General features: G+C 70.1%; 15 protein-coding genes. 13 read left to right on the top strand and 2 right to left on the bottom strand.

Going from position 1 to position 16,580, the window contains the following annotated elements:
• The first annotated feature begins 325 nt into the window (after positions 1 to 325).
• From ACFQRI_RS18005 to ACFQRI_RS17950, 12 genes are all read left to right on the top strand, one after another.
• Entirely contained in the window at positions 326 to 1,222 is an 897-nt protein-coding gene (locus tag ACFQRI_RS18005; protein ID WP_380670313.1) for an ABC transporter permease, read from the top strand.
• 39 nt (positions 1,223 to 1,261) lie between these two features.
• The gene (locus ACFQRI_RS18000; protein ID WP_380670053.1) at positions 1,262 to 2,170 is read left to right on the top strand and encodes a LysR family transcriptional regulator; all 909 of its coding nucleotides are present in this window, start codon (positions 1,262 to 1,264) and stop codon (positions 2,168 to 2,170) included.
• A 132-nt stretch (positions 2,171 to 2,302) separates the two neighbouring features.
• The gene (locus tag ACFQRI_RS17995; protein WP_380670051.1) at positions 2,303 to 3,487 is read left to right on the top strand and encodes a CaiB/BaiF CoA transferase family protein; all 1,185 of its coding nucleotides are present in this window, start codon (positions 2,303 to 2,305) and stop codon (positions 3,485 to 3,487) included.
• Positions 3,484 to 4,257: a crotonase/enoyl-CoA hydratase family protein gene (locus ACFQRI_RS17990; RefSeq protein ID WP_380670049.1), complete on the top strand. Its 774-nt coding sequence runs from the start codon at positions 3,484 to 3,486 to the stop codon at positions 4,255 to 4,257. The genes ACFQRI_RS17995 and ACFQRI_RS17990 overlap by 4 nt, the downstream gene beginning before the upstream one ends.
• Complete coding sequence (locus tag ACFQRI_RS17985) at positions 4,254 to 4,994, top strand: acetoacetate decarboxylase (RefSeq protein WP_380670047.1); 741 nt, start codon at positions 4,254 to 4,256, stop codon at positions 4,992 to 4,994. Before ACFQRI_RS17990 ends, ACFQRI_RS17985 begins: the two co-directional genes overlap by 4 nt.
• Complete coding sequence (locus tag ACFQRI_RS17980; RefSeq protein WP_380670045.1) at positions 4,991 to 5,932, top strand: 3-hydroxyacyl-CoA dehydrogenase NAD-binding domain-containing protein; 942 nt, start codon at positions 4,991 to 4,993, stop codon at positions 5,930 to 5,932. Before ACFQRI_RS17985 ends, ACFQRI_RS17980 begins: the two co-directional genes overlap by 4 nt.
• Positions 5,932 to 7,116: an acyl-CoA dehydrogenase family protein gene (locus ACFQRI_RS17975; RefSeq protein WP_380670043.1), complete on the top strand. Its 1,185-nt coding sequence runs from the start codon at positions 5,932 to 5,934 to the stop codon at positions 7,114 to 7,116. Before ACFQRI_RS17980 ends, ACFQRI_RS17975 begins: the two co-directional genes overlap by 1 nt.
• A 406-nt stretch (positions 7,117 to 7,522) precedes the next feature.
• Complete coding sequence (locus ACFQRI_RS17970) at positions 7,523 to 9,169, top strand: sensor histidine kinase (protein ID WP_380670041.1); 1,647 nt, start codon at positions 7,523 to 7,525, stop codon at positions 9,167 to 9,169.
• Positions 9,170 to 9,225: 56 nt separating this feature from the next.
• Positions 9,226 to 9,666 (top strand): roadblock/LC7 domain-containing protein, encoded by a 441-nt coding sequence (locus ACFQRI_RS17965; RefSeq protein WP_380670039.1) that lies wholly within the window; start codon positions 9,226 to 9,228, stop codon positions 9,664 to 9,666.
• 3 nt (positions 9,667 to 9,669) lie between these two features.
• Positions 9,670 to 10,029: a DUF742 domain-containing protein gene (locus ACFQRI_RS17960; RefSeq protein ID WP_380670038.1), complete on the top strand. Its 360-nt coding sequence runs from the start codon at positions 9,670 to 9,672 to the stop codon at positions 10,027 to 10,029.
• Positions 10,010 to 10,579 (top strand): GTP-binding protein, encoded by a 570-nt coding sequence (locus tag ACFQRI_RS17955; protein WP_380670036.1) that lies wholly within the window; start codon positions 10,010 to 10,012, stop codon positions 10,577 to 10,579. The genes ACFQRI_RS17960 and ACFQRI_RS17955 overlap by 20 nt, the downstream gene beginning before the upstream one ends.
• Positions 10,580 to 10,604: 25 nt before the next feature.
• Complete coding sequence (locus tag ACFQRI_RS17950; protein ID WP_380670034.1) at positions 10,605 to 11,162, top strand: GAF domain-containing protein; 558 nt, start codon at positions 10,605 to 10,607, stop codon at positions 11,160 to 11,162.
• 66 nt (positions 11,163 to 11,228) lie between these two features.
• Here the strand turns inward: ACFQRI_RS17950 and ACFQRI_RS17945 are convergent, their stop codons facing one another.
• Positions 11,229 to 12,791 carry an acyl-CoA dehydrogenase family protein gene (locus ACFQRI_RS17945; protein WP_380670032.1) on the bottom strand — a complete coding sequence of 521 codons (1,563 nt, stop codon included), beginning with the start codon at positions 12,789 to 12,791 and terminating at the stop codon, positions 11,229 to 11,231.
• 700 nt (positions 12,792 to 13,491) lie between these two features.
• Positions 13,492 to 15,663, bottom strand: coding sequence for an excinuclease ABC subunit UvrB (gene uvrB, locus ACFQRI_RS17940; protein WP_380670030.1), 2,172 nt, complete (start codon positions 15,661 to 15,663; stop codon positions 13,492 to 13,494).
• Positions 15,664 to 15,939: 276 nt separating this feature from the next.
• Between uvrB and ACFQRI_RS17935 the strand changes: the two genes are divergently transcribed.
• The gene (locus ACFQRI_RS17935; protein ID WP_380670028.1) at positions 15,940 to 16,536 is read left to right on the top strand and encodes a ribonuclease FAU-1 family protein; all 597 of its coding nucleotides are present in this window, start codon (positions 15,940 to 15,942) and stop codon (positions 16,534 to 16,536) included.
• Positions 16,537 to 16,580 lie beyond the last annotated feature (44 nt).

Raw genomic sequence — 16,580 nt, 5'->3', positions numbered from 1 at the left:
CGAACCCAGCGGACGGGCTCGGCACGCCCCCGAGGACCTCGACCTCGAAGGCATCGACCTCAAGGACTACGAGGACCCGGACCTCGACGACGTCGACGGGCCGGACCCCGAGGACGTCGCGGGGCTGGAGATCCTCGACAGCACGCCGAAGCCGGCCGACGAGGCGTCGGCGGAGCCCGAGGAGCCCGAGCCGGAGACCACCGGGCCGGAGACCACCGAGCCGGAGACCACCGGGCCGGAGTCCGCGGCGCGAGAGCCCGACGAGCCCACCGCGGTGGGCGAACCCGACCCGGCGGACGAGCCGGGAGCCGGAGCCGAGATCGCGGTGGTGCCCACCGCGGATTCCGCCGTGGTCCGCACGCCCGGCTACGGGCTGGCCCAGCCCGACGGCAGCGTGGAGGGCTACCGCCCCGGCAAGACGCTGCCGCTGCGCGTGGAGCTGGCCCGCCAGCTGCGCAGGCGGCGCAGCTGGCTGACCCTCGGCTTCCTGCTGCTGCTCCCCCTGCTGCTGGTGGGGGCGTTCGAGCTGGGCGACGACGGCTCCGGCGGTGGCCGCAGCTACGCCGACATCGCCACCTCCAGCGGGCTGAACTTCGCGGTGTTCACCCTCTACGCCTCGACGAGCTTCCTGCTGGTCGTGGTGGTGGCGCTGTTCTTCGGCGACACGGTGGCCAGCGAGGCCGCCTGGTCGAGCCTGAAGTACCTGCTGGCCGCACCGGTCCCGCGGTTGCGGCTGCTGCGGCAGAAGACCAAGGTCGCCGCGCTGCTGTCGGTGTTCGCGCTGATGCTGGTGACCGGCGTCGCGCTCGCGGCGGGGATCGTCTGGTTCGGCACCGGGTCGCTGGTCTCGCCCACCGGCGAGTCGCTGTCCTTCCCGCGCGGGCTGGTGATGGTCGTGGCCGCGGCGGTCTACCTGGCGGTGCACCTGTCCTGGGTCGCCGGGCTCGCGCTGTGGTTGAGCGTGAGCACCGACGCGCCGCTGGGCGCCGTCGGGGGCGCGGTGCTGGTGTCGATCCTGTCGCAGATCCTCGACCAGATCGGGGCGCTCGGCGACCTGCGCGCCTACCTTCCCACGCACTTCGCCACCTCCTACGCCGACCTGTTCGCCAGGGACATCGACTGGAGCGGCATGGCCAACGGGTGCTTCTCGGCGCTGGCGTACGCGACCGCCTTCGCCGCGCTGACCGCGTGGCGGTTCCGCCGCAAGGACATCACCAGCTGAGGGGTGGCGCTGCGGGGCCCGGCGTAATCTCGGTGGGCGATGGAGATCTTCCACCTGCGGTACTTCGTGGCCGTCGCCGAGAACCTGAGCTTCTCCGGCGCGGCGCGCAAGTTGCACATGGCCACCTCGCCGCTGAGCCAGCGGGTGCGCGACCTGGAGCGCGAGCTCGGAACGGCGCTGTTCGAGCGGGATTCGCACCACGTCGCGCTCACCGAGGCCGGCTCGGCGCTGCTGCCGATCGCCCGCGACGTGATCAACCGCTTCGACGACATCCCTTGGCGGCTGCGCGAGGCGATCAGCCCGCACCGCCCGGTGGTCTACCTCGGCGTTCCGCCCGGCCTGCACTCCGACCTGCGCGAGCGGCTGGCCGAGTTCGCCCGCGCCTGCGCACCGACGTTGGACCTGAAGCGCTGGCCGGGCGGCAGTCGCGAGCTGCTCGGCGGGGTGCAGCGCGGTGAGCTGGCGATGGCCCTGGTGCACCTGCCGGTGCACGCCGAGGGCATCGAGACCTTCGAGCTGATGGGCGAGCCGCTGGGGGCGGTGCTGCCCGCGGCGGAGTTCGCCGGGCGGCGCTCGGTCTCGCTGCACGAGCTGACCGAGTTCACCTACGTGCGCCCGGCGGCGCGGATGCTCCCGGACTACTGGGACGAGCTGGAGGCTCGGTTGTCGGCCGCCGGAATTCATCGCAGGACGACCTTGGACACCGCCGATTACGCCAGCACCTCGGAAGTCGTGGCCAACGGCGAGGCCTTCGCCATTTCCATGCTCGACCCGAAAAGCGGAATGCAGAAGCTGCGCGAGAACGACGTCGTGGTCCTGCCGATCGAGGATTTCTCGCCGATCTTGTCGACCGGCCTGATCTGGCGCCACGACCGCACGCAGGAGCAGCCTGACCTGCAGAAACTCATCGAATCGGCCAAATCGGCGCTGGCCGGGCCGGCGGCGTGACCGCTGCGGTCACGCCATTGTTCGCGATTCGGTTGCACTGATCGATTGCCCTGCACCACCGCACGCCCCTAACGTAGTTAGCGAAGCGAATTAATGGATCGGGAAAGGATCCCGATTCCACCAGGAGCGGTGATGACTTCCTCCGAGAAATCCGGTCCGCTGGCCGGTGTGCGCGTGATCGACATGGCCACCGTGGTCATGGGCCCGTACGCGGCCCAGATCCTCGGCGACCTGGGCGCCGACGTGATCAAGATCGAGTCGCCGAAGGACACGGCGCGGTACGGCACGCTGCACCGCACCCCGGGGATGACCCCGCTGGCGATGAACGTCAACCGCAACAAGCGGAGCGTCTCGCTCAACCTCAAGGACGAGACCGACGCCCAGCGCGCCCGAGAGCTCATCGGCAGCGCCGACATCCTGATCACCAACATGCGCATCAACGCGCTGCGCAGGCTGGGCATGGACCACGACAGCCTCGCCGCGGACAACCCGCACCTGATCTACGCGCACGCGCAGGGCTTCCGGCCCGACTCGGACCGGGCCGACCTCGCCGCCTACGACGAGACCGTGCAGGCCGCCTCCGGGCTGCTGGACCTGGCCCAGCGCGCGGGCGACATCGGGAAGCCGGTGGTGCTGCCGACCATCCTCGGCGACAAGGTCACCGCGCTGACCATCGTCTACTCGGCGCTGGCGGCCCTGGTGCACCAGCGCGCCACCGGGCAGGGCCAGCTGGTCGAGGTCCCGATGGCCGACACGATGCTGGCGTTCAACCTCGTCGAGCACTTGCAGGGCAAGATCTACGAGCCCGCGATGAGCGAGACCGGCTTCGCGCTGTCGATGAACGCGGGGCACCGCGCCCGCCCCACCAAGGACGGGCAGGCGATGATCATGCCGTACTCGCCGCAGAACTTCCGCGACCTGTTCAACGCCGCCGGCCGTCCCGACCTGGCCGAGGACCCGCGCATCGCCGGGGACCACATCGACTCGCGCGCCGACGGCGCCGCGCTGGCCGAGCTGCTCGAATCGATCACCCCGAACCTGACCACCGAGGAGTGGTTCCAGGTCTGCGCCGAGAAGTCGGTCCCGGTCGGCCCGGTGCTCAAGCTCGACGAGGCCGCCGAGGACGCCTACGTCCAGAACGGCCACCTGCTCGACCTCGCCGAGCACCCCACCGAGGGCAGCTACCGGCAGGTCGGCGTTCCGATGAGCTTCTCCGCCACGCCCGCCTCGATCCGACTGCACCCGCCGGTGCCCGGTCAGGACACCGAGGCCGTGCTGGGCGAGCTCTCCGACGACGGGAAGGGAGAAGCGGCATGACCGCCCCGAACACCGCGGTGCAGACCGAGGTCACCGGTCACACCCTGATCATCACCATCAACCGGCCGGAGTCGCGCAACGCGGTCAACGCCGACGTGGCGCACGGCATCGCCGCGGCCGTCGACGAGCTCGACGCCAACCCCGAGCTGCGGGTCGGCGTGCTCACCGGCGCGGCGGGAACCTTCAGCGCGGGCATGGACCTCAAGGCCGCCGCGCGCGGCGAGTCCCCGACCGCGGGCGACCGCGGCTTCGGCGGGCTGACCGAGGCCGACACCACCAAGCCGCTGATCGCCGCGGTCGAGGGCTTCGCCATGGGCGGCGGGTTCGAGCTGGCGCTGGCCTGCGACCTGATCGTGGCCGCCTCCGGCGCGAAGTTCGCGCTGCCCGAGGTCAAGCGCGGCATCATCGCCGGCGGTGGCGGCGCGATCCGGCTGCCCAAGCGGATCCCGCACCACCTGGCCATGGAGCTGCTGCTGACCGGGCGCAGCGTCGAGGCGGGTCGCGCCCGCGAGCTCGGCCTGGTCAACCAGGTCTCCTCCGACGGCCAGGCGCTGGCCGCGGCCCTGGAGCTGGCCGGCGAGCTGGCCGCCAACGCGCCGCTGGCGCTGGCCGCGGTCAAGCAGGTCGCGCGGCAGTCCGACCGCTCGCCCGAGCCCGAGGCCTTCGCCGCGCAGCGCGAGGTCAACGCCGCGCTGCGGGACTCCGCGGACTTCGCCGAGGGCGTCCGCGCCTTCACCGAGAAGCGCGCACCGAAGTGGAGCGGACGATGAACCGAGAGCAGATCCTGCGCAACGTCGCCACTCCCCTGGGCGCTCCGGCCTACGCGCCGACCGTCGCGCGGTTCACCGACCGCGAGTACCTCAACATCGTCTACCGCACCGACGCCGAGGCGCTGCGCGCGGTGGTGCCCGAGCCGCTGACCTTCGACGAGCCGCTGGTCCGCTTCGAGGTCATGAAGATGGGCGAGGTCACCTCCTTCGGCCCCTACGTCGAGGCCGGCCAGGCGATCCCGGTGCGCTTCGGCGAGGAGCGCGGCGAGTACCTGCACGCGATGTACCTGAACAACTTCCCGGCCACCGCGGCCGGACGCGAGGCCAGCGCCTACCCGAAGGTGATGGGCGAGCCGGCGCTCCGGGTCGACCACGCCGCGCTGGTGGGCACGCTCGACCACGGCGCCGAGCGGGTGGCCACGGCGACCATGGGCTACAAGCACTTCCCGATGGACCTCGCCGAGGCGAAGGCCCAGATCACCGTGCCCACCTTCATGCTCAAGCTCGTCCCCGGCCACGACCACCGGCCGCGGGTCGCCGAGCTGGTGCGCACCCGCATCACCGACATCGCGGTCAAGGAGGCCCACACCGGCCCCGCGCGGCTGCAGCTGTTCGAGCACGCGCTGGCTCCGCTGGCCGACCTGCCGGTGCGCGAGGTCGTCTCGGCCAGCCACATCCTCACCGACCTCACCCTGGCCGGGATCGAGCCCGTGCACGACTACCTGGAGGAATCATGAGTCCGAAGTGGAACGACGCGGCCGTGGTCGGCGCGGGCACGATCGGGCTGGCCTGGGCGGCGCTGTTCGCCGCCAACGGCGTCGAGGTCCGCATCACCGACCCGCGCGAGGACCTGGACGAAGCCGTCGACGCCGCGCTGCCGATGCTCGCCGAGAGCATCCCCGGCGCCCGCGTCGAGCAGCTGCGCTCCCGGATCAGCACCACTCCCGACCTGGCCAAGGCCGTGGAGAACGCGGAACTGGTGCAGGAGAACGGCCCCGAGCGGCTGGAGTTCAAGCGGCAGCTGTTCGCCGAGATCGCCGAGCACGCACCCGCCGAGGCGGTGCTGGCCTCCTCCAGCTCGGGCATCGTGGCCAGCGACATCGCCGCCGAGCTGCCCGCGGCGGCGGCCGCGCGGCTGCTGATCGCGCACCCGTTCAACCCGCCGCAGGTCGTGCCGCTGGTCGAGATCGTGCCCGGTGCGCGCACCGACGGGCGGGTCGTCGACGAGGCCTTCGAGTTCTACCGCGCGCTGGGCAAGACCCCGGTCCGGCTGCGCAAGGAGATCTCCGGCTTCGCCGCCAACCGGCTGCAGAGCGCGATCATGCGCGAGTCCATCTCGCTGGTGCGCCAGGGCGTGGTCTCCGCCGAGGAGCTCGACACGGTGATGAAGGCCTCGCTGGGCGGCCGCTACGCCACGGTCGGCCCGTTCGAGAGCTTCCACCTCGGCGGCGGCCCCGGGGGCATCCGGCACATGATGGCCCACCTCGGCGTGGGCATGGCCCAGCGCTGGCAGGACCTGGGCGATCCCGAGCTCACCGATGAGGCCATCGCGGACGTCGTCGCCCAGACCGAGTCCGCCTACGGCAGCGGCGAATCCGACTACCAGCAGCGGGCGCGGGCGCGCGACCGCAAGCACAACGCCATCAACGACGCGCTGAACTCCGAGGAGCAGTAATGCCCAAGAAGGTCAACACCGATCCGGACTTCTTCGGATTCGCCGACAAGCTGCCCGAATCCGAGCGCACCGAGCTCGCCGAGATCCGCGAGTACCTGGAACGCGAGGTCAAGCCGCTGGCCAACCAGGCCTGGGACACCACCGAGTTCCCCTTCGAGGTCGTCGAGAAGTTCGCCAAGCTGCGGCTGGCCGGTTACCAGTTCCCCGAGTACGGCGACGGCAACCGGCGCAGCCCGCTGTTCACCGGTTTCCTCAGCCTGGAGCTCAACCGCGTCGACCCGTCGCTGGCGGTGTTCTCCGGCGTGCACACCGGGCTGGCGATGGGCTCGATCTACAACGGCGGGAACCAGGAGCAGCGGGACCGCTGGGTGCCCGACATGGTCGACATGAGCAAGATCGGCGCGTTCGCGCTCACCGAGCCCGAGGGCGGCTCCGACGTCGCCGGCGGCATGCGCACCACCGCTCGCCGCGAGGGCGACGAGTGGGTGCTCAACGGGGCCAAGCGCTGGATCGGCAACGGCACCTTCGCCGACCTGGTCGTGGTGTGGGCGCGCGACGAGGCCGACGGCCAGGTCAAGGGCTTCGTCGTGGAGACGCCGGCCGAGGGCTTCCGGGCCACCAAGATCGAGGGCAAGATCGCGCTGCGCACCGTGCAGAACGCCGACATCGTGCTGACCGACGTCCGGGTGCCGGAGGCCGACCGGCTGCAGAACGTCAACAGCTTCCGGGACACCGCCGAGGTCCTGGCCTCCACCCGGGGCGGCGTGGCCTGGCAGGCGCTGGGCGTCGCGGTGCGCGCATACGAGCTGGCGCGCGAGTACGCCACCCAGCGCGTGCAGTTCGGCAAGCCCATCGGCGGTTTCCAGATGATCCAGGACCTGCTGGTCAAGATGCTAGGCAACGTCACCGCGATGTTCGGCGTCGTGGTGCGGCTCAACGAGCTGGTCGCCCAGGGCGAGGGCAGCGCCGAGCAGGCCGCGATGGCCAAGGCGTTCACCACCACCAAGATGCGCGAGGTCGTCGGCTGGGCCCGGGAGCTCTTCGGCGGCAACGGCATCGTGCTCGACTACGAGGTGGCCAAGTTCTTCGCCGACGCCGAAGCGGTCTACTCCTTCGAGGGCTCCCGCGAGATGAACACCCTGATCGTCGGCAAGTCCATCACCGGCCTGAGCGCCTTCGCGTGAGCTGCCGCACCGCTCAGTAACCAACCGCGCGCGCGAACTATCCCCATCAGGGGCAAGTCGTCAATGCGCCCGTAGGGGGACGGGAACGTTCCAGTAACGGCCGCTCTCCTCGAATTTCGAGGTGAGCGGCCGTTTTCGGCTGTTCGGCCGGATCCATGATCCCCCTATCGGACGCATTACTAGCCGGAAAGGGCCAATTCTCCATCCGGACGCACTATCATCACGCCGAGTGATACTTTGATCACGAGTCGAGCACCAGTAGTCCCCGGTGACGTCCCCGATCCCGGCACTCGTGCCCGTCACCGACACCCCCGTACCAAGGACGCTGATGTCTGAAAGTCCCTTACCCGCGACGCAGAACGAACAACCTCCCGGAGCGGAACCCGACCAGCTCCGGGAACGACTGTTGCGTCTGGTCGTGCTGTCCCTGGTCGCCGTGACGCTCATCGGCATCGCCGCGACCGCCGCGCTGGCCTTCGTGCCACCGGAGACGATCCGCTACACCGTGCTCGGCACTGCCGCGGCCGCCTGCATCGCCATCGCGGTGATCGCGTGCGTGCGCGCCGGCAAGCTGGCCGACGAGGTGGACCGCAAGGTCGACGAGGCCGGGAGCCAGGCCCGCGCGCAGCTGGCCGAGAACGCCCGCCAGACCCAGCAGTGGATCGACGCCCTGCGGCGAAACATCGAGCAGAACAACAAGGAGCTGCCCGACCTCGTCGAGCAGCTCCGCTCGGGGCACCAGCCCGCTCCGCGCTGGCCCACCACCGAGCCCGCCACCACCAACCCGTTCGAGCTGCTCGCCCACGAGCTGCGCCAGGCCCAGTCGGCCGTCGAGTTCACCCTGGTGCGCATGCAGCAGGACCCCAGCTCGCGCACGGACCCGGGCGTGGCGGTGTTCGCCAACCTGGCCCGCCGCGTGCAGTCGCTGGCGCACCGCGCGATCCAGCGGCTCGACGAGCTGGAGCAGATGGTCGAGGACCCGGACCTGCTCAAGGGCCTGTTCGCGGTGGACCACCTGGTCACCGGTGTGCGCAGGCAGGCCGAGAGCCTCGCCGTGCTGGGCGGTTCGATGCCGCGGCGGCAGTGGAGCAAGCCGGTGGCCATGTACACCGTGCTGCGCTCGGCGGTGGCCGAGGTCGAGCACTACGCGCGGGTGAAGGTGATCCCGCCGGTCGACGGCACGCTGCACGGGCACGCCGTCGCCGACGTCATCCACCTCATCGCCGAGCTGGTGGAGAACGCCACCTCGTTCTCCGAGCCCGACACCCAGGTCACGCTCAACACCCAGCGGGTCACCGCCGGGCTGGCCATCGACATCCGCGACCGCGGCCTCGGGATGCCCCAGCAGGACCGGATGACGCTGAACAAGCTGCTGAGCAACCCCGAGGAGGCCGACCGCGAGGCCCAGCTGCGCGACGGCCGCATCGGGCTCTACGTGGTCGCCCAGCTCGCGCACCGGCACCAGATCGGCGTGGAGCTGGCCAACAACATGTACGGCGGCACCGACGCGCACGTGGTGATCCCGGCGAGCCTGCTCGGCGCGACCGAGGACGAGGCCCACGAGCAGGCCGCGGCCAACAACGCCGAGAGCGTGCTGACCACGGTCGAGCCCACCGGAACAAACGGCGCACCGGACCCGGCCACGACGCAGCTCACCGGTGCCGAGGGCACCTACCGGGCGCCGGTGGCCGATCGCGAACCGCAGCGCAGCAACGGCACCGCCCAGCAGGTGCCCGCCGCGCCCGCGCCGCAGCCCGCCGACAACCCCACCGGCTACGGCAGGCACTCCGGCGACCTGCTGCCCACCGAGCCGCCCCAGCAGGCACCGGCCGCCGAACCCGCGCACGGCGGGCCGGCGGTCAGCAACGAGGAGCGGCCCGCGCTGCCCAGGCGCGACCGCACCCGCAGCTACCTGGTGCCGCAACTGGCCAGCGGAGCCGCGCCCGCCGAGGAGAAACCGCGAGGCGGGCCGAACCCGGGGCTGTGGGCCTCCTACCGCTCCGGCGTCGAAGGCGGCACCAAGGACCAGGAACCGGGTGGTCGTGAGAACTGACCCGCCCGCCTCATCACCCCTTCCTCCCCGCACGATCTCAAGGAGACACTTTTCTCATGGCCAATGACGTGACCGCGGGCTCGTCGTCCGATCTGAGTTGGCTGCTGGCCGACCTGCTCCGGCGAGTCCCGCACACCCGCTGTGCCCTGCTGGCCTCCACGGACGGGATCAAGCGGTACCACCGCGGATTGGACAACGACGAGGCCGACGCGCTGGCCGCGTGGGCGGCCGCCCAGTGCTCGCTGGCCCGCAACGGCGGGCAGCGGTTCGGCAACAGCAGCGGCGTGCGCCAGGTCGTCGTGGAGTTCGACGACCTGGTCGTGTTCGTCTCCGCCGCCGGGACCGGCGCGGTCCTGGTGGTGCTGGCCTCGCCCGATGCCGACGCCGCCGTGCTGGGCTACGAGATCGCCCAGCTGGTCAAGCGGGTCCCGGCCCACCTGGCGACGCCCATGCGGCAGCCAACCGCCGCGCGGAGCGCCGGTGAAATGGGGCGGTGACCCATGATGTCACCGCCGGACAAGCCCTGGCTGGACAACGAGGCCGGACCACTGCTGCGCCCGTATTCGCTGACCAACGGCCGCACCGAGCCCAGCGCCGCGCTGTCGCTGCAGTCGCTGGTGCGCTCCACGGGCCGGATGTCGCCGGAGCGGATCGAGCCAGTGCACGCCAGGATGCTCACGATGTGCCGGCACGCCACCTCGGTCGCCGAGGTCGCCGCGCACCTCAAGCAGCCCGCGGTGGTCACCAAGGTCCTGCTGTCGGACCTCATCGACTGGGGGGCGATCACCACCCACGCCCCGGCCCACGCGCCGAGAAGAGAACAACTGGAGGCACTGCTCAATGGGCTCCAACAGCTCTGAGCCATTCCCGACCTCGTTCAAGTTCCTGATCGCGGGTGGATTCGGAGTCGGGAAGACCACGTTCGTCCGTTCGATCAGCGAAATCGAACCGCTGACCACCGAGGAGACGCTCACCGTCGCCTCGGTCGGCCACGACGACCTGACCGGCGTCGGGGACAAGTCGACCACCACGGTGGCGATGGACTTCGGCCGAATCACCTTCGACCCGCAGAACATCGTGCTGTTCCTGTTCGGCACGCCCGGGCAGGACAGGTTCTGGTTCATGTGGGACGACCTGGTCGACGGCGCGCTGGGCGCGGTGGTGCTGGCCGACACCCGCCGCCTGCAGGACTGCTTCGCGGCCGTGGAGTTCTTCGAGAGCCGCGGCATCGACTTCCTGGTCGCGGTCAACCAGTTCGACGACGGCTTCCGATACCAGCCCGACGAGGTGCGGCAGGCCCTCGACATCAAACCGCACACCCCCGTCGTGCTCTGCGACGCGCGCGAGCGGCGCTCGGCCGCCTCCGTGCTCGTCCAGCTCATGGAACACGTGTTAACGACCCGCCCGTAGCGATCCCCGGAAACGGAGCCCTCTCGTGACGACCTTCGACGCGTCCGGACACCGGCACTTCTCCCCCGTCGACAGCAGCGCGCAGGAACGCGCCGCGCGGCTGCGCCAGCTCGGACTCGGCGACAAGGCCGAGGCCGAGTTCGACGCGTTCGCCCAGCGCGTCGCGCAGGCCCTCGGCGTGCCCAACGCGATGGTCAACTTCATCACCGACACCCACCAGTACCTGGGCGGGCTGTTCACGCGGGTGGCCGCGATGGACGACCCGAACGCCGACCACGACCCGCGCTCGGCGCCGATGGAGACCGGGTACTGCCCGCACGTCATCGCGCGCCGGATGGCGCTGGTGCTGGAGGACGTCTGCGACTACCCGCGCTTCGCGGGCAACGACGTGGTGGACAAGATGAACGTGCGCTCCTACCTGGGAGCGCCGCTGATCGACCGCTCGGGCCTGGCCCTGGGCACGGTCTGCGTCATCGACAGCGAACCCCGCCCGTGGGGCCGGGAGGGCCTCAACGCCATCAAGTCGCTGGCCGGGGAGGGCGTCGAGCTCCTGCACCGGCGCGAGCGCGAGCTGCAGGGCTGACGGCTGGCCTTTTGATGAAAGAGTCCCCCGAGCCGGCTCGGGGGACTCTTTCGTCAAAAGCTCGGCTCAGCCTCGCCGCAGCAGCAGGTCCAGCTCCCGGTAGTCGCCCGGGCGGCGCTGCTCGACGTTGCCGATGAGCTCCTCGAAACCGTCGATGCAGCGGGCGATCTCGTCGCCGGTGGGCAGGTCGGCGACCGGCGCGGAGTCCTCGGCCCGGCGCAGCCTCTCCAGGAACCGCTGCTCGCACCAGCTCGCCGTGCGCGCGTGCATCTTGGAGCGGCGCCCGCCCTGCCCGGTCAGCCCGGCCAGCAGCGACCAGCAGGCCAGCTCGCCGATCTGGGCGGCCAGCACGTGCTTGTGCTGCTCATCGCCGATGGGCACCGTGGTCAGCTTGACCACCCGGGCGACGTGCTCGGCCACGACCGGGTCGGAGTCCAGGTCGTCGAACGCGTCGAGCAGCCGCTGCGAGTCCTTCATGATCACGCTGCCCAGGTAGACGGTGATCGCTTCGGTGGTGCCCTCGAAGATCCGGAACAGCCGGTAGTCCCGGTAGAACTGGGCGACCACGTTGGTGTCGACGAACCCGCGCGCGCCGAGCAGCTGCACGCAGTCGTCGACGACCTTCCACATCAGCTCGCAACCGAGGATCTTGGCCACGAAGAACCACAGCTCGTGGACCTGCCGCCCCGCGTCGAGCCGGTCGGCGATGTGGTGCACCAGGGCGTCCACCGACTGGATCGCGGCCACCGCGTCGGCCAGGATCTGCTGGATGCGCCCGTTGTCGGCGAGGTTGCCGGTGGCCACCTCGCGGCGGCGCGCGAAGCGCTGGGCCAGCTCCAGGGCGCGCATGGCCGCGCCCATCGCGCCGGTGGGCAGCACCAGGCGACCGCGGGTGAACGCGGTCTTGGCCGCGGCCAGACCCCCGCCCTCGGCACCCAGCAGGGCCTCCCCCGGCACGCGCAGGTTCTCGAAGGTCAGCACGTTCTGCGGGACCGCCTTGAGCCCCATGGTCATCATCTCCGGGCCGCGCACGAAGCCCGGCGTTCGGGAATCGACGAGGAAGCCGGTGATGCCCGCGTCCTGGCCGTCCTCGCCGATCAGGCGAGCGAAGACGTTGACGTGATTCGCATCGGCGCCCAGCGAGATCCACTGCTTGCCGCCGTTGATCACGTAGCTGCCGTCGGGCAACCGGCTGGCCCGAGTCGAGATCGCGCGCACGTGCGAGCCCATGCCGGGCTCGGTGATGGCGCTGGTGACCAGCTTCCTGCCGCTGGCCAGCTCGGGAAGCACGGCATCGCGCACCTCGGGCCGCGCGAAGTGCTGGATCGGCGGGACACCGAGGGTGTTGTGCACCGCCAGGAAGACCATGAGGTTGCAGTCGATCGCGCCGACCTGCCGGAAGACCCGGAGGGTGTCGGCGTGCGAGAGCGCCTGCCCGGCGTGGCTCTCGGGGATCTGCAGGCCGAGCAGGCCGGCGTTCGCCAGGTCGGGGATCAGGGAGGTCGGGAAGCTGCGGCGCTCGTCCATGCGCCACGAGTCGAGCTGCTCTCTGCTGTAGCTGCGCAGGAAGTCGAGCATTTCCGACGCCGCACCGGGATGTTGTGCGGGACCGCTGTCGGCAAACTCCATTCCGATCGGTTCCTTCCTCGAAAAGGGGTCGCGGGGATGCGTCGTGGGCGTGCCTGGGTGTGGGAGGAGGTTCACCCGAACCATCGGCGGGTCGCGGGAATGGTTACTTCCGAGATTTCGCGCTCGCCGTCGGACGCGTCGCCGAGGGGGAGAAGGCGACGCATCGCACGCTCACGATTTCCGGCAGGTGCGGCCGCGCCGCCGCACCGTCGGGGAAAGGAAAGGGCGATTCGCTCAACATGGCGCGAGCGAGAGCTGCTTCCGGCCGGACCGGACGGTGCCGACGAACCTCGACGTGCCGGTACCTCTGGGGGAGCAGAGTGTCAACGGCCAGCCGGGATCCATCTGAATGCTCCGTTTCGTCGCCGCCCGATACATCCGCACGCTCACGTCAGGAGAGCTAAAATACCGGAAACCAGCTTACCCGCGTACCGCCTTCCCGGTGAGACGAACGACAGAACGTAATCATCGCTGGTGAATCCTTTCTCGAAATGGACGAGCAACCGACCAGCAGCATTCGAAGCAAGTGTCCACATTGGACGTGAATCAGAATTGCCCGAGGTCAGATACCCCGCCGGATCGAATTACCGAACGGTAGTTGCGCGCGCAATTTCCACGCCTTCGCGGATCCGGAAAAACCGAGATGTTGCTCACCGGGTCCGGGCGTAACACCGCCCGGACCCGGCGATTCGCGCCGAACTCACTCGATGCCCGCGGCGTCCATGCCCCGGATCTCCTTCTTGAGGTCGGCGATCTCGTCGCGCAGCCGCGCGGCCAGCTCGAACTGCAGCTCGCGCGCCGCGTTCATCATCTGGTCGTTGAGCTGCTGGACCAGGTCGGCCAGCTCCGCGCGCGGCATCGACGAGATGTCGCGGTCCTCCAGCAGCCCGGGACTGGCCACCGCCTCGCCCGACGGCTTCTTGCCCCGCGAGGTGTTCCGCCCGGACCCGCCGACCTCGACGGCCTCCTCGGTGTCGTCGGCCTCGGTGTAGACCCGGTCGAGGATGTCGGCGATCTTCTTGCGCAACGGCTGCGGGTCGATGCCGTGCTCTTCGTTGTAGGCGATCTGCTTGGCGCGGCGCCGGTTGGTCTCGTCGATGGCGTACTGCATCGAGTCGGTGATCCGGTCGGCGTACATGTGCACCTGACCGGAGACGTTGCGCGCAGCGCGCCCGATGGTCTGCACCAGGGACCGGTCCGAGCGCAGGAAGCCCTCCTTGTCGGCGTCCAGGATGGACACCAGCGACACCTCGGGCAGGTCCAGGCCCTCGCGCAGCAGGTTGATGCCCACCAGCACGTCGTACTCCCCCAGCCGCAGCTGGCGCAGCAGCTCGACCCGGCGCAGCGTGTCCACCTCGGAGTGCAGGTAGCGCACCCGGATGCCCAGTTCCAGGAAGTAGTCGGTGAGGTCCTCGGCCATCTTCTTGGTCAGCGTGGTCACCAGCACCCGCTCGTCGCGCTCGGCTCGCTCGCGGATCTCGTGCACCAGGTCGTCGATCTGCCCCTCGGTCGGCTTGACCACCACCTCGGGGTCGACCAAACCGGTCGGGCGGATGACCTGCTCGACGAACTCGCCTCCGGCCTGGGCGATCTCGTAGTCGCCCGGGGTCGCCGAGAGGTAGACCGACTGGCCGATGCGGTCGCTGAACTCCTCGAAGGTCAGCGGCCGGTTGTCCATCGCGCTGGGCAGCCGGAAGCCGTGCTCGACCAGGGTCCGCTTGCGCGAGGCGTCGCCCTCGTACATGCCGCCGATCTGCGGGACGGTCACGTGCGACTCGTCGATGATCAGCAGGAAGTCGTCCGGGAAGTAGTCGATCAGCGTCGCCGGCGCCGAGCCCGCCTCGCGGGCGTCGATGTGCCGCGAGTAGTTCTCGATGCCCGAGCAGAAGCCGACCTGGCGCATCATCTCGATGTCGTACTGGGTGCGCATCCGCAGCCGCTGGGCCTCCAGCAGCTTGTTCTGGTTCTCCAGCTTGGCCAGCTGCTCGTCGAGCTCGTTCTCGATGCCGCGGATGGCCTTCTCCATGCGCTCCGGACCGGCCACGTAGTGCGTGGCCGGGAAGATCCGCACGTCCTGGACCTCGCGGACCACGTCGCCGGTGAGCGGGTGCAGGTAGTGCAACCGGTCGATCTCGTCGCCGAAGAACTCCACCCGCACCGCCAGCTCCTCGTAGGCGGGGATGATCTCGACGGTGTCGCCGCGCACCCGGAAGGTGCCGCGGGCGAAGGCGATGTCGTTGCGGGTGTACTGCACGTCGACCAGCGCGCGCAGGAACACGTCCCGGTCGATCTCGCCGCCGACCTCCAGCGAGATCGAGCGGTCCAGGTACGACTGCGGCGTGCCCAGGCCGTAGATGCACGACACCGAGGAGACCACCACGCAATCGCGGCGGGACAGCAGGTTCGAGGTCGCCGAGTGGCGCAGCCGCTCGACGTCCTCGTTGATCGAGGAGTCCTTCTCGATGTAGGTGTCGGTCTGCGGGACGTAGGCCTCGGGCTGGTAGTAGTCGTAGTAGCTGACGAAGTACTCCACGGCGTTGTCCGGGAAGAACCCGCGCAGCTCGTTGGCCATCTGAGCGGCCAGGGTCTTGTTCGGCTCCAGCACGAGCGTGGGCCGCTGCACCCGCTCGATCAGCCAGGCCGTGGTCGCCGACTTGCCGGTACCCGTGGCGCCGAGCAGCACCACGTCCTTCTCCCCGCTGTTCACCCGCCGCTCCAGCTCGGCGATGGCCTCGGGCTGGTCGCCCGCCGGCTCGTACTCGCTCTCCACGCGGAAGGGCTTGCCGGTGCGCTCGATCTCGCCGACCGGCCGGAACTCGGAGTGCGCCCGGACGCGGTTGTCCTCGGAGGGGTACTCAGTCGCGAATGCCACGACCCCCAGCGTACGAGGCCACCCCGACATCATGTCGCGTCACGGGATGCTTTCGCGGCCATCAGGGTGGACAATGGTTTGCGTCACCCGGTCAGGCCCGCGCGGACGCCTCCGCGCGACGCGGCGGGCGCAGGCTCGCAGGAGACGATTTCTCCTGCGCACGGCCCTGACCCCGACCGAATCGGAGGTGACGCTGTACAAGTGGCAGAAAATATCGCGGGCGCGGCGGACCTTCGGACGTCGCGCCCGCCGCACGCGCGCACCTAGAGTGGTCCCGTGAGCACGCAGCGCGAGATCGCCGAGCGGCTGGACCTGCCCGTGCACCCGCCCAAGGTCGAGGTCTTCGACCTGCAGGCGCGCACCAACACCGACCCCAAGGGCCACGTGCGGCCCGTCAGCCACTACCACCGCGAGCCGTTCGGGCTCTACCTCGCGCGCCCGCTGGACGGGCACCCGAGGCTGGCGGCCCTGGAGTCCTGGATCCTGCCCTCGCTGGGGCTGCGCGCGACGCGCTGGTACTGGCATCCCGGATTCGAGCGCGACCTGGACTTCTACCTCGACGTCGTCGACGTGGAACAGGACGAGCGACGGTGGCGGACCGTCGACCACTACCTCGATCTGGAAGTGCGCGACAAGCGGGCGGCAGAACTGCACGACGTGGACGAATTCCTGCTCGCCGTGCGAGCCGAACTGCTCGATCCGGCCACCGCCGAACGCGCGATGCGGAGCGCCTGCGCGGCGCTGTCCGGACTGGAGGCCACCGGCTTCGACCTGGCTAAGTGGTTGCGCGCCAACGACATCGAGCTCAGGTGGCACGGGCGGCCCGCCGAGCGTCCCGTACCCGAGCCGCGCTCGCTACCGCCAACGGTGTGATCCTCCCGCGCGATTTCCACCGCGGAGAATCGCGGATAAGAATT

Origin of the sequence: Saccharopolyspora griseoalba, assembly GCF_042665275.1 — a bacterium.
Classification (GTDB): Bacteria; Actinomycetota; Actinomycetes; order Mycobacteriales; family Pseudonocardiaceae; genus Saccharopolyspora; species Saccharopolyspora griseoalba.
This window is presented reverse-complemented; position numbering and strand designations above follow the sequence as displayed.